Annotated in this window: 13 protein-coding genes; 5 read left to right on the top strand and 8 right to left on the bottom strand. The window is 61.5% G+C overall.

What is annotated here, in order from left to right; all coding sequences use genetic code 11:
* Positions 1-172 precede the first annotated feature (172 nt).
* Positions 173-1,207, top strand: coding sequence for a hypothetical protein (locus CXQ93_RS01555; RefSeq protein ID WP_258068515.1), 1,035 nt, complete (start codon positions 173-175; stop codon positions 1,205-1,207).
* A gap of 70 nt (positions 1,208-1,277) precedes the next feature.
* Here the strand turns inward: CXQ93_RS01555 and CXQ93_RS01550 are convergent, their stop codons facing one another.
* The 6 genes from CXQ93_RS01550 to CXQ93_RS01525 all read right to left on the bottom strand — a co-directional run bounded on the left by CXQ93_RS01550 (position 1,278) and on the right by CXQ93_RS01525 (position 6,527).
* The gene (locus tag CXQ93_RS01550; RefSeq protein ID WP_104108724.1) at positions 1,278-2,369 is read right to left on the bottom strand and encodes a YihY/virulence factor BrkB family protein; all 1,092 of its coding nucleotides are present in this window, start codon (positions 2,367-2,369) and stop codon (positions 1,278-1,280) included.
* On the bottom strand, positions 2,347-2,904 hold the full coding sequence (locus tag CXQ93_RS01545; protein WP_181036008.1) for a 2'-5' RNA ligase family protein: 558 nt from the start codon (positions 2,902-2,904) through the stop codon (positions 2,347-2,349). The genes CXQ93_RS01550 and CXQ93_RS01545 overlap by 23 nt, the downstream gene beginning before the upstream one ends.
* A 5-nt stretch (positions 2,905-2,909) precedes the next feature.
* Positions 2,910-3,935, bottom strand: coding sequence for a tryptophan--tRNA ligase (gene trpS / locus CXQ93_RS01540; protein ID WP_104108722.1), 1,026 nt, complete (start codon positions 3,933-3,935; stop codon positions 2,910-2,912).
* A 17-nt stretch (positions 3,936-3,952) separates the two neighbouring features.
* Entirely contained in the window at positions 3,953-4,783 is an 831-nt protein-coding gene (locus CXQ93_RS01535; protein WP_181036040.1) for an exodeoxyribonuclease III, read from the bottom strand.
* A gap of 69 nt (positions 4,784-4,852) precedes the next feature.
* Positions 4,853-5,521 (bottom strand): hypothetical protein, encoded by a 669-nt coding sequence (locus CXQ93_RS01530; protein ID WP_146073131.1) that lies wholly within the window; start codon positions 5,519-5,521, stop codon positions 4,853-4,855.
* Positions 5,522-5,744: 223 nt separating this feature from the next.
* Complete coding sequence (locus tag CXQ93_RS01525) at positions 5,745-6,527, bottom strand: GAP family protein (RefSeq protein WP_181036007.1); 783 nt, start codon at positions 6,525-6,527, stop codon at positions 5,745-5,747.
* A 126-nt stretch (positions 6,528-6,653) separates the two neighbouring features.
* Between CXQ93_RS01525 and CXQ93_RS01520 the strand changes: the two genes are divergently transcribed.
* The 4 genes from CXQ93_RS01520 to CXQ93_RS01505 all read left to right on the top strand — a co-directional run bounded on the left by CXQ93_RS01520 (position 6,654) and on the right by CXQ93_RS01505 (position 10,440).
* On the top strand, positions 6,654-8,096 hold the full coding sequence (locus tag CXQ93_RS01520; RefSeq protein WP_104108718.1) for a sensor histidine kinase: 1,443 nt from the start codon (positions 6,654-6,656) through the stop codon (positions 8,094-8,096).
* Positions 8,093-8,770 (top strand): response regulator transcription factor, encoded by a 678-nt coding sequence (locus tag CXQ93_RS01515; protein ID WP_104108717.1) that lies wholly within the window; start codon positions 8,093-8,095, stop codon positions 8,768-8,770. Before CXQ93_RS01520 ends, CXQ93_RS01515 begins: the two co-directional genes overlap by 4 nt.
* A gap of 270 nt (positions 8,771-9,040) precedes the next feature.
* A complete protein-coding gene (locus tag CXQ93_RS01510; protein WP_104108716.1) occupies positions 9,041-10,132 on the top strand; it encodes a M4 family metallopeptidase in 1,092 nt (363 codons plus the stop codon).
* Positions 10,129-10,440 carry a protealysin inhibitor emfourin gene (locus CXQ93_RS01505; protein ID WP_104108715.1) on the top strand — a complete coding sequence of 104 codons (312 nt, stop codon included), beginning with the start codon at positions 10,129-10,131 and terminating at the stop codon, positions 10,438-10,440. Before CXQ93_RS01510 ends, CXQ93_RS01505 begins: the two co-directional genes overlap by 4 nt.
* Positions 10,441-10,669: 229 nt before the next feature.
* On the opposite strand, the gene CXQ93_RS01500 is transcribed toward CXQ93_RS01505, so the two are convergent.
* Positions 10,670-11,542 (bottom strand): bifunctional methylenetetrahydrofolate dehydrogenase/methenyltetrahydrofolate cyclohydrolase, encoded by an 873-nt coding sequence (locus tag CXQ93_RS01500; protein WP_104109159.1) that lies wholly within the window; start codon positions 11,540-11,542, stop codon positions 10,670-10,672.
* 5 nt (positions 11,543-11,547) lie between these two features.
* A complete protein-coding gene (glyA, locus tag CXQ93_RS01495) occupies positions 11,548-12,834 on the bottom strand; it encodes a serine hydroxymethyltransferase (RefSeq protein WP_062291620.1) in 1,287 nt (428 codons plus the stop codon).
* Between the last annotated feature and the right edge of the window lie 213 nt (positions 12,835-13,047).

Genomic DNA, 13,047 nt, shown 5'->3' with positions numbered 1-13,047 from the left:
GCCGCTCCCCCTTTCCTGCTCCCTGTTTCGCCGAGTCAGACGGACCCCCGTCGAAACAGACGAAGCCCGACGTCTGACTCGACGGGGGTCCGTCTGACTCGACGCGAGCGGAGTTATCCACAGCTTCCAAAGTCACCCGTTCCATGGCATGTTTTCGTATCATGCTAGATATATGAGCCAGCCATCCAGCTTCTTCAAGAACGACGCCGGACCCTCCTTTCGTGGTTCGCGCACGGACATTACTCCCGGCTCGGGCGCCACACCGACGCCGAGCCCCCTCATGGAACGTTTCCTCGCAGCATTTCCAACACGGAAAATTGCATGGCGTACCAGCCAATTGCGTGAAGCAGGCTTTGGCGACCGCCACGTGAAACTTCTGGTCGCCACGGGGGTGCTGCTGAGAATGCGTCAGGGAGCCTACCTACGGGCCTCGTATTGGGCTGGCCTGTCAACGGCGGGCCGTGAGAGGACAGTCATCTTCATGCACTCCTATGGGACGAACTCAACGTCGGCTGCCGGATTCGTCTATAGTCACAGCTCTGCGGCGAGGATTCACGGATTGCACCTATGGCAGGCTGACACCTTGATTCACGTGACACAGTCCAATAAGCCATCAAGCGTGGGCTCCGATGACCAAACATGCATTCACACGGTCACCTTGCCTAGCAGCGATATCACCATGGTTGGGCAAACCCATGTGACCACCCTGGAACGTACCGTGGTGGACTGCTGCCTCACCATGCCATACAAGCGAGCCCTGATCCTCACCGATCATGCACTCCGGATGGGGGCTTCCCTGGACATATTGCAGGAAGCTGCCGATCAACTGAGCAGACATCGGGGTGTAAGGAACCTCCGGCGAGTACTGGCCCACGCAGATGCGCTCTCGGAATCCCCCGGCGAGACGCTGACCCGCGATCTTCTGCGTGAACTCAACATCGAAACCCCAACGCTCCAGCACTGGATCCATACCAGAGCAGGAAACTACCGTGCCGACTTCGCATGGGTAGAAAAGCGTGTGGTGCTCGAATTCGATGGCAAAGGCAAGTACTTCGACTACAGACCTACAGACGAGGCCGTCTTCCTTGAACGCAAACGTGAGTCAGCACTACTCGAGGCAGGGTGGGTAGTGATCCGCATCCAGTGGAAGGACCTCTTCAACGAGGCCTACTTCAAGGCAAAAGTGCTCGCGGCCCTCAACCGCTGAGCTCGAGACCGACGGAGGGCGGCGAAGGCTGTCCGGGTAGCGCCGGACATGGGGACGGCGAGCAGGGAGCTTAGCGCTGCTTCCTGCGGGGGCGCAGATCCGCGGCCAGCACCGCTGCGATGGCCGCGGAGATCAAGTACACCTGGCTCAGTAGGAAGAACCAGACAAACAGACCCAGAATCACGGCAAAGGGGGCCAGCAAGGCGTTGTTTGTAATCCCGCCGAGCAGCAACGCACTGAAGTAACGCAGCACAGTGGCCCCGAGGCCAGAAAATAGGGCAGCCAGCAGCAAGACCCGGCGCCGCATGTGCACCCTTGCCGCAATACTGAACATAATCATGGCCACGGCAACATCAAGGATGAGCATCAAGACGATGGAAGCAAACTGCGCGGCCGCTCCTGTCAGGAACGTACCCCAGCCAAGGAATTCACTCAAGGTGTCCATGGCAGCTGTGCTGAGTAGACCGAGCACACTGGTGAACACCAAGGCCACAGCCAGCACGATCAGTGTCCCACCATCACGGACCTTGGAGAGTACCGGATTGGTCCGGTCCCGGGCCAGCCCGAGTATGGAGCGGATACCTTCCCGCAGGCCATTAATCCAGCCCATGGCTGTCACGAGCAACGCGACCAGGGAGATCAGCAGCGTCATTCCGAAGCTGCCAGTGCCTAAGAGTTGCTCAGGAGTGGCCAAGCCGCCGTCGCCGGTGTTAATCAGGCCGGGCGTACTTTCGGCAACAAGTTCAATCACGGCATCTCGCAAGACCTCGTTGTCGGCTGCAACCATACCTAAAATAGCGAAACCAGCAACCAGCATGGCACCGACGGAAAAGAACATGAGGTAGGCAGTGCCTGCGGCCAAAAGCGGGCCGCGGCGGCGGGTGTAGAGGTTCCAGACGCGAAGGGGGAACGTCTGCGCGACCCGCGCGGTGAGCCAAGGAAACAGCGTGGTGAGCTTGCGCCACGGGCCACCGCTAGCACTCGCAGCAGTGAAATCGGAGTGCTTGGACTCGGTCCATGAGGCGAGGGCGGTGCGATCAAGAGGGCTGGGTGGTGGCTTGTCGAAAGCTGCCATGGGGCGTTTGGCTGATATGCCGGGGGCTACGAATCCCGGAAAATGGCCGGCGTCGTGAACGGCCTTATGTTCTGGTTTCTCCCCCAAGATTCAGCTCCTCACGCAGCGCCCAGTTTCCCTCAATGTAATCGAAGAGACCAATGCTGGCCACCTCAAAGCTGGCCTCAAAGTGGGCCATTTCTGCCTTAGCTTGATCCATGATGTCATCGTCGAGGTAGTGAGCAATGGTCAGGTGTGGGTGGAAGTCAAAAGCGAGCTGGTGTTCCAGCGGTCCCTGCACCAACCTGTCATGCAGCGCAGCACACTCCTGCGCGCCGTCATCCACATTGAGAAAAACCACAGGTGAGACCGGCTGAAAAGTCCCCGTCCCCCGCAGCGAAAGCTTAAACGGCGCGCATTCTGCGGCAACGTCTCGCACATGTTCTGCGGCCGCTTCCCAGGAATCCTTTGCCCGTCCCGACACAAGGGTGATGTGGGCAGGCACGACGGCGGCACCTGGCCCCGCGTATTCCGCCCGCTTCTGCCCGAGCTCGGCTGCAAGGGACGCCGGCAGTGAGATGATGACGCCTAGACTGCCGGCGTGCGGGAGCGTTGGTGCCCCGCCCTGGCCAATACCCGGCACGGTTCTCAGACCGCCCCGAGCGGTGGCAGGAAGCCTACCTTGGCGTAAACATCCGCGAGGGTGACCGAAGCAATTTCTCGAGCTTTGGCCGCGCCGTGAGCCAGCAGTGAATCCAGTTCGGCGGGGTCATCGAGCAGTTCCAGGGTGCGGGCTCGGATGGGCTCCAACCGAGCCACCACAGCCTCGGCAACATCCACCTTCAGGTGTCCATACATCTTGCCTTCATACTCGGTCACCAAGGTATCAACGGACTTATTCGTCAGGGTGGAGAGAATTTCCAACAAGTTGGTGACACCGGGCTTGCCTGCACGGTCATGAGCAATCACGGTGTCGGCGTCGGTGACTGCTGACTTGATGCGCTTGGCGGTGACCTTCGGGTCATCGAGAATGTTGATCAAACCATTGGGGCCCGATGCAGACTTGGACATCTTCGACGTCGGATTTTGCAGGTCATAAATCCGTGCGCCCTCCTTCTGAATGAAAGCCTCAGGCACAACGAAGGTGTCACCAAACCTGAAGTTGAAGCGCTTGGCCAGGTCACGGGCCAGCTCCACGTGCTGGCGCTGATCATCACCCACCGGAACTCCCTGGGGGCGGTAGAGCAGAATATCGGCCGCCATCAGGACCGGGTAGGTGAACAAGCCAACGCTGGCAGCATCGGCACCACCCTTAGCCGATTTGTCCTTGAACTGGGTCATACGAGACGCTTCACCGAATCCGGTGATGCAGTTCAGCACCCAGGCGAGCTGAGCGTGCTCGGGCACATGGGACTGGACAAAAAGCGTGGACTTTTCAATGTCGATGCCGCCGGCAATGTACTGTGCCGCGGTCTTACGGGTGCGTTCGCGCAATTCTGCCGGGTTCTGCTCCACCGTAATGGCGTGCATATCCGGGATGAAGAACAGCGTCTGGTAGTCGTCCTGGGTTTTTACCCAGTTGACCAGTGCGCCCAGGTAGTTGCCCAGGTGCAGGCTGTCTCCTGAGGGCTGCATGCCGGAGAGAACGCGGGGACGTGCTGTGGTTTCACTCATGATGGTTGAAAAGTCCTTTAGAACTTGTAGTCGACAACAAGTGGGGCGTGATCTGAGAAGCGTTCCTCGTAGGACGCTGCCCTGTCCACTACGCAGCTCTGGGCTTTTGCGGCTAGCCCGGGTGTGGCTGCGTGATAGTCGATGCGCCAGCCGGTGTCGTTAGTAAATGCCTGCCCACGGTTGGACCACCAGGTGTACGGTCCGTCCACTTCGCCAGCGAGTTCACGGGCAACATCCTTGAAGCCGATCTCCTCACCAAAGAAGCGGTCAAAGTAGGCACGCTCTTCCGGCAAGAATCCGGCACGCTTGACGTTGCCCTTCCAGTTCTTGATGTCCAAAGTCTTGTGCCCCACGTTCAGGTCACCCACCACCAGAACGTGATCGCTGGCGGCAGCAAGCTGCGGCAAACGCCCAATCATGGTGTCCAGGAATCGGAACTTGTCATCCTGCTTGGGCGTACCAACCTCGCCGGAATGGACGTAGGCGCTGACCACTGTCAGGGTTTGCGGAGTGCCGTCGGAACCGGCAATCATGTAGTCTGCTTCAACCCAACGGCCGGTGGTGGCGAAGTAGTCATCGCCAATGCCGATGCGGGTGGCCACGGGTTCCAGCACGTCCTTGCGGGTAGCAATCAACACACCGGCGCGGCCCTTGGCTTCGGCTTCGGCATGCAGCACGTGCCAGTCCTCACCCAGGAAACCCTGCACAATAGCGTCCGGTGCGCGAACCTCCTGAAGGCACAAAATGTGCACATCACGGTCAGCGAGCCAAGGGCCCATGCCGTTCTTGTAGGCGGCCCTGATGCCGTTGACGTTGACGCTTGCGATCCTCAAATGACCGTTTTCGATACCGTTGCTCACTTGTTCTACCTTACCTGCCGGGATCCTGTGATTGCCGTTGTGCCACCCCCGAAAGACCTAGTCGATGATGACGCCGCTCACGGGCTCGTCATCGTCCCCGGCAGTGGTGCCCGCGGCAGTGCCGGAAGTGCCCGTGCCAGCGGCAGCAGTACCAGCCGCCGTACCGGCACCTGACGCCTCAGCCTGGCGGGCAGCGTTCTTCTTGGCCATGGCGGCATCCATCTTGGCTTCCTGCTCTTCCCAATCCGGATTGATCATGCCCCGGCCATTGGCAGCAGTGATGTCAATGGTGTCCAGCGCACGGGCCACCATGCCCGAATCCTTGCCCAGGTACTCCTTGATGACACCCACCTGGACGTTGACGATCTTGAAGGAATGGTCCAACTTCAGATCGCGCGCCTTTTGCGCCGAGCGGGAGCCGGAGTCCTGAGACACCAGGTGAGTGCCGCCGTCGGACGGGGCATTTGCACTGTTCTGCTGCGCCATCTGGGCCTGCGCGAGCGCCACCTGCCGGGCACCAAAGGCCGCGGCCTTGTGCACGCCCATGTAGACGGCAGTAGAGAGCACCAGCCAGCCGAACGCGATGGCGGCAATGACCCAGCCCAGCACTGTCAAGTTGTTTGCGGCCATGACGACGGCCACGAGGAAGACGATCGCCAGCACAATCGTGCCAACGCCGGTGAATTTGCTGGGCTTGGACATTTTGCCGGGTACAGGAGAAGTCATGGTTCCATTCTCTCAAATCCCGGCCCGCTCCGGCACCGCCTTCCACCAGCGGCGAACGTGGGCACCCCGCGCGGGTCCTCCACCCTTCTTAAGCACGACGCCGGCCCTCACCTTTCATGGCCGCCGCCTCCGTCTCCGCTTTTCGCGCCTGTAGGGACGTATGCGGAAAGCAGGGACATGCGTGGTGAGGTTGTTGCTGTCCCAAAAAACGTTCGGAGCAGCATCACTTGAAAGGGTTCCAAGCGGCCGCCGGGGCGAGGGCGGCTAGTCCCCCGCGTAGCAGCAGAAACCCCACGATCCCGAGAACCCACACCACTGTTTCGCCACTGAATTTCCCCATTTTTGCGCTGACCCGACTCAGGATCGGATCGAGTTTGGTGCCGGCGGCGGCCCGCAGTCCGAGCAGGATCAGCGCGGGCACCAGCATGAGTAGGCAGTACGCAACGAGCAGGCCAATCGACCCCGGCAGTGGCAGCGTTGAGTTGGACAAGAATCCGATGGCCACCAGATACGGCACCATTGTGGGCAACTCCAACAGACCTGCAACCACGGCCAAACCCACCATGCCACCAGGGCTGCGCAGGGCTTTCGAGAGTCGTTTCTGCCACTTGAGCTCCGCGGCGGGGACCGGCACGCCCGGGGTGCCCGAACCGCCGTCGACCGTCCCGGCTGCGAGAGCCACTTTCGCCCGCTTTTTCGCTGGATCGGGTCGCAAGGCGTAGGCCAGTAGGGCGCCGCCACCGATCACCATGACCCATTGAATGGCCGGAATCTGCGTCAGCGAACCGGCGTCCATACTGCCCATGGCCCAGCCTGCACCGCTGAGAATGGCGATGCCCACCATCAGGTAAAAGCCGGCCAACACGCCTAGGTACAGCATGATGCGTGGGAACACACGGCGCGTATCCGGGCGCATCAGCAGCCAGAGTGGAATCAGGAGTGTCCCAATGCTGGTGCTATCGATCAGGGCCAGAAGTGCCAATTGTGCATACAGTGCGATGGTCATGATGACAGCCTGCCAACTGCGGCATCCAACGGCATCGGCCATGAGTGGCAGCTGGGTGTCATACCTTCGTCGCACGTGCGGCGGTTTGCCTTGCCTGCGCCGGTTCCGCAAGGCAATGATGGGCAGATGGAACTCTCCCCAGCCCCCAAGCAACCGATTCCGGCACCCTCGGTTCGGCCAGCTCCGCTGTTTCGGCGGCTGGGCCAACGCTTCATGGCCCTCGACGTGCATGACCTTGCGACAATCAAAGTCGAGGACATGGCCTTAGCTGGCGGATACTTCCTCCTCTTCTGGCTCCTGGATTCGGTCAACCTCAATGGCTTCGGCAGTCTCAGTCTGGCCCCCTTTGAATCGGCGTGGCCGGCCATCGCGGTTCTGGGCTGCATGGGTGTGCTGTTCCGCCGCAGCGCTCCGCTGGCCATGGCGTGGATGTGCGGCGTAGCCGTGGTGGGTTTGCTGCTGGCCGGGCATGGCGGGGCCTTTATTTTGGCGTTCGAGTTCTTCTTTTCGCTGGTCCTCTTCGGTTCCCTCCGGGCTTCTCAATATGCTGCCCAGGCCGCATGGGTGCTAACGGTAGTGGCTGTCATTGCAGCTTTTGCGGCCTCCCGCAGTGGCGCGTTGACCGTCGCGGTCGGCATCGTTGCAGTTGTCTCGCTGCTGACCCCGGTGGAGTGGGCCGGCAATTTGCGAAAAGCCAATCAGCTGGTGAACAGCGAACATGCGCGGGCCAATGCCGTCGAAGAGGCCGGCCGCCAGCGGCTATTGGCCGAACGCAGCGCTCACGATCTCACCCTTGACCGCGAGCGCCAGCACATGGCCCGCGAACTCCACGATGTTCTCTCGGCCAGGCTCTCCGCCATCGCCCTACAATCGGGTGCCGCCCTGCATGTTCCGTCACCGGCCCCGTCAGCCCGCACGCTTCCTGTGCAAACCCCTGCAGTGCCCGACGCTGATATCCACAGAGACGTGTTGACACAGATCCGCGCTGAGAGTGTGGCGGGCCTGGCCGAGCTCAATGCCATGATTCGTCTGCTGCACACCGGCGCTGTCGCCGAGACTACTGGCCAGCTGAGCAATCTGGCCGGACTGGCGGTGCGGTATCAGGGGGCCGGGATGGCACTCTCCTACTCCAATACCCTGCACGACGGCGGGGCCCTCCTTCCGCTGCCCCTCCAGTCCACGGTGTACCGAGTGGCCGCAGAAGCCTTGGTCAACGCGGCCAAGCATGCCCCGGACGCACCAGTGGCGATGGTCCTGAGCCACCACGCACTAAGCCAACACGCAGGAGCAGCCACCACGCCAGAACCCCTACTCGTGTTGCGTGTCTCGACTCCCCTGTCACTCTCTGGCACGGGCCACCCCGCACCGGCTCCGATCGGGACCGGGACTGGTATTCCCAGCATGCATTTCCGCGCCACCCACGCCGGCGGAACTGTCACGGCCGGTCCGGTTGACGGCCAGTGGCAAGTGCTCCTGTGCCTTCCACTTCCTCCAGCCGATCCGCAACACCATGAAACCCGAGACGTCCAAGACGATCAGGACGATCAGGAACCAGGAGCCTGCGCATGAACCACACAGCAGGGGCACGCCCCATCACCGTATTAATTGCCGATGACCACGCTGCCATCCGGCTAGGCATCCGCATGGTGGTGGACACGGCTCCCGATATGGAGGTGGTGGGAGAGGTTGGTGACGGCGCGCTGGCGGTGAGCATGGCGCGGACGCTACGGCCCGACGTCGTACTCATGGACTTACGCATGCCTGTCATGGACGGCGTCGAGGCGACGCGGCAGATTGTCGGCGAGGGAGTCCCCGGGGCCAAGGTGCTGGTGCTGACTACTTTTGACCACGATTCGTACCTGTTTGGCGCGCTCCAAGCAGGGGCCGCTGGTTTCCTCCTCAAGACGGCCGAGCCGGGGGCCATTACGGAGGCGATTCGCCGTGTTCACAGCGGAGATCAGGTCATCGCCCCGGAGGTGACGGCGCGGATTGTGGCGGCGGCTTTATCGGCTGGCAGTGGGCCCACTAGTGCGCAGCCGGTTCCAGTAGAACCCGCCGGGCTGGACTTGCTCACCGAGCGAGAACGTGAAGTTTTTGAGTGCCTGGGCGGCGGCCTGACTAACTATTCGATCGGGCGCCAACTGGGAATTTCTGAAGCGACAGTGAAGACGCATGTTTCCCGGGTACTGGCCAAATTGGGGTTGCAGTCGCGAGTTCAGGCGGCGTTATTGCGGCGTAGTTAAAGCACTCAGCCCCGCCAGCCCGTCGAGTCAGACGGAGCGCCGTCGAGTCAGACGGAGCGCTCCGTCTGACTCGACGGGCCTCCGTCTGACTCGGCGGCATGGGCCCCGCGCAGCAGCTCCTTGTCCCCCGTGACGAACAGGCGCATCATGGTGGAACGGGCTAAGGAGCACCAGAATGTGGCTGCGCAAACCACTTGAGCAACCAACGCTGTGAACCTGCCCCCGTCTTTTCACCCAGAAGCTGCTCCAATCAGGGAATGAGGCAGGAAAATGTCAACAACCCGCGAAGGAATCCACCCCCGGACACTGTGCAGTATTGCCCCGCCGGATTTATTGGGCCGTTTGGCCGTTGAAGGTGATCCCCGGCAACGAGAAGCAGCCGTGCGCGCCCTTGCTACGTCCGCAGCCATCCGCTCCCAACGCGCCGTCATGGGTTATCTCAACCGCCAGCTGAACGTGAACATCGGCAAAATGGTGGGCTTCGGCGTCATCCCCGAACGCCGCCTGACCATCTACGACAACAAGACGAATGGCAGGACCTTTTTGCCCGGCGTGCGGGCCCGAGACTGGGGCGAACCCCCCGTCAAGGATGCTGCTGTCAATCAGGCCTACGACGGCAGCAGTGCCACTTATGAGTTCTTCCGCGACATCTACCAACGCAACTCTCTTGACGGCGCTGGGCTGGAACTCATCTCATCGGTCCACTACGGCGTCGCCTTCGACAACGCCTTCTGGGACGGCACCCAAATGGTTTACGGTGACGGCAGCGGCCGGATTTTCCAGATTGGTGGCCTGACCCGGGCCGTGGACGTCATCGCCCACGAGCTGACTCACGGAATCACCGAGCTCACAGCTGCCCTGATCTACAGCAAGCAGCCTGGGGCCTTGAATGAATCCTTCTCTGACGTCTTTGGTTCCCTCGTCAAGCAGTTCACCCTGAATCAGACCGCGGCCGAGGCTGACTGGCTCATTGGCGAAGGAATCCTGGTCCCGGAGTTGGGCACCGCGTTGCGCTCCATGATCAATCCCGGCACCGCCTACTCAGGTGATCAGCAACCCGGGCACATGGATCACTACAAGGATCTGCCGGACAATAACGATCCCCGCAATGACAACGGTGGCGTGCACATTAACTCCGGCATCCCCAACCACGCCTTCGCACTGGCTGCCCGAGCCATGGGCGGCTACGCATGGGAAAAGGCAGGCAAGATCTGGTACACCGTCCTCACCACCCGGCTGCGCGCCAACTCCCAATTCGACGAGGCCGCCCGAGCCACAGTCGATGTCGCCGGAACCTTGTTCAGTTCCACCGAGCAGGACATGGTCCACGACGCGTGGAAACAGGTGGGAGTACTTTCATGAAGTTGATCATCTTTCGCGGTGGCGGATTCGCGGGCATGGTGGCCCGCACCGAACTCGACGCCAAATCCCTGCCACGTGATGACGCGGAGACCTTCGCCAGCTCGATCGCTCGCGCCAATTTGCGCGAGGAACCGCCTCCCCCACCGGAAAAATCGTGGCCAGATGCTCAGCTCTACGAACTCTGCTTGGAAGAGTCCGGACCCACTCTCAACGTCCGCTATAGCGAGGAAAACCTCCCGGAGGATGTTCGCCTGCTCGTGGCATGGGTGGATGGGCGCCCCGAACGCGTTGAGTCGATGGGACCCTAGCGCGGCGCCAAGCTCCCTGCCGTCGAGTCAGAAGAATTTTGACCCTACGCACAAGGAGGACGACGCCGGAACCTGAGTTCCGCCGTCGTCCTCCCCACGCCTTCCCAACCCTCGCTATCCCCTGACGCTCCCAACTCTCGCAAGCTCGCGCAGGGTCCCTCGCGTCAGTGGCCCCACGCGCCGGGACCCTCAGGCGCGTGGGCCCACCCACGCCTTCCCAGCGCAAGCGCTAGGCGCGCTCGGCGGCCTCAACCACGTTGGCCAACAGCATCGCGCGAGTCATGGGACCCACGCCGCCCGGGTTCGGGGAGATCCAGCTGGCCACAGAGGCGGCTGCGGGCTCCACGTCACCGGTGACAACTGCCTTGCCGTTGCCGTCGTCCACGCGGCTGACGCCAACGTCCAGGACAATGGCGCCGGGCTTCAAATCGGCAGCCTTGATCATGTGCGGTACACCAGCGGCAGCAACTACCACGTCGGCCTGGCGCAATTCAGCGGCCAGATCAACAGTGCCTGTATGGGCCAGCACCACTGTCGCGTTGATGTCGCGGCGGGTCAGCAGCAGGCCCATGGGCCGGCCGATGGTGACGCCGCGGCCAACAACCACAACACGCTTGCCGTTCAATGAAATCCCGTGGCGTTCCAACAACACGATGCAGCCCTTGGGCGTGCACGGCAGCGGGGAACTCATGGGACGGTTCACGTTTGCCACTAGGCGACCCAAGTTCATGGGGTGCAGGCCGTCGGCGTCCTTGGCCGGATCAATGGCTTCAAGCACCACGTCCTGGTCAACGTGCTTCGGGAGGGGCAGCTGAACAATGTAGCCGGTGCAGCTGGGATCCTCGTTGAGCTGGCGGACAGCCGCCAAGACGTCGTCCTGAGTTGCGGTATCCGGCAGATCGATGCGGATGGACTTGATGCCGACTTCGGCGCAGTCCTTATGTTTTCCGCCCACGTACCACTGGGAGCCCGGATCCGAGCCAACCAAAATAGTACCCAGGCCCGGGACCACGCCGCGGGCTGCGAGGGCAGCCACGCGCACGGTCAACTCGGATTTGATGGCAGCGGCTGTAGCCTTGCCGTCAAGGATTTGAGCAGTCATGCTTTTTACCATTCTTCCTGACCGGGGTACAGCGGGAAGTCGGCAGCGAGAGCCTTGACGCGAGCGCTCAGAGCATCAACGTCGGCACCACCCTTGAGTGCTTCTGCAATGATCTCGCCAACTTCGGTGAACTCCTTGGCGCCAAAGCCACGCGTAGCCAGTGCCGGAGTACCGATGCGCAGACCGGAGGTGACCATCGGGGGACGCGGGTCAAACGGAACGGCATTGCGGTTCACGGTGATGCCAACGCTGTGCAGGAGATCTTCGGCCTGCTGGCCGTCCATCTCCGAGTTGCGCAGGTCAACCAGAACCAGGTGCACATCGGTGCCACCGGTCAGCACTGACACGCCAGCCTCGGCAACGTCGGGTGCGTTCAAGCGGTCAGCAATGATCTTGGCGCCTTCGAGCACGCGTGCCTGACGCTCTGCGAATTCTTCGCCGGCAGCAATCTTGAATGCAACAGCCTTGGCGGCGATCACGTGCATGAGCGGGCCGCCCTGCTGCCCCGGGAACACGGAGGAGTTGATTTTCTTGGCCCATTCCTTCTTGGCCAAGATGACACCGGAACGCGGACCTGACAGGGTCTTGTGAACAGTGGAGGTGACAATGTCGGAGTACGGCACCGGGTTCGGGTGCAGGCCTGCGGCAACCAAACCGGCAAAGTGAGCCATATCGGTCCAGAGCAGGGCGCCAACCTCATCAGCAATGGCACGGAACGCGGCGAAGTCGAGCTGGCGCGGGTACGCGGACCAACCGGCAATGATGACCTGCGGCTTCTCGGCGATGGCCTGCAACCGCAGCTTGTCCATGTCGATGCGGAAGGTGTCGGGCTCAACTTCGTAGGCGGCAACTTCGTACAGCTTGCCTGAGAAGTTCAGCTTCATGCCGTGGGTCAGGTGGCCACCGTGAGCCAGGGACAGGCCCATGATCTTGTCGCCCGGCTTGATCATTGCGGCCAAGGCTGCAGCGTTGGCCTGTGCGCCGGAGTGCGGCTGGACGTTGGCGTACTCGGCGCCGAACAGGGACTTGACGCGCTCGATGGCCAGGTTCTCGGCCACGTCAACAGCTTCGCAGCCACCGTAGTAACGGCGGCCCGGGTAGCCCTCGGCGTACTTGTTGGTGAGCACTGAGCCCTGTGCCTGGAGCACGGCGCGGGGTGCGAAGTTTTCCGAGGCGATCATTTCCAGCGTGTCGCGCTGGCGGGCGAGCTCGTCCTTCAGGACGGCTGCAATTTCCGGATCAAGTTCGGAGAGGGGTGCGTTGGTTACGGACTGGGTGGGTGAAAAAGACACTACAGACTCCTGAGTGGACAGCACGAAAATACTCTTCTAGAAAAGATTATCGCCAAACACCTTGGTGGTTGGCGTTACGTGACTAAAGCGTCCCAGGCGTACGATCACTTTGGTCTTCGTTCGTGCTGCTCCCCGGTGGTGTCCCACCTCATCGCCAGTTGCAACCCTCTAATAGTAATACAGACCCACCATTCGACGGTAAACTTTTTTGGG

The organism is Arthrobacter sp. N199823, from assembly GCF_002929705.1.
In the GTDB taxonomy this organism is placed as follows: domain Bacteria; phylum Actinomycetota; class Actinomycetes; order Actinomycetales; family Micrococcaceae; genus Specibacter.
This window is presented reverse-complemented; position numbering and strand designations above follow the sequence as displayed.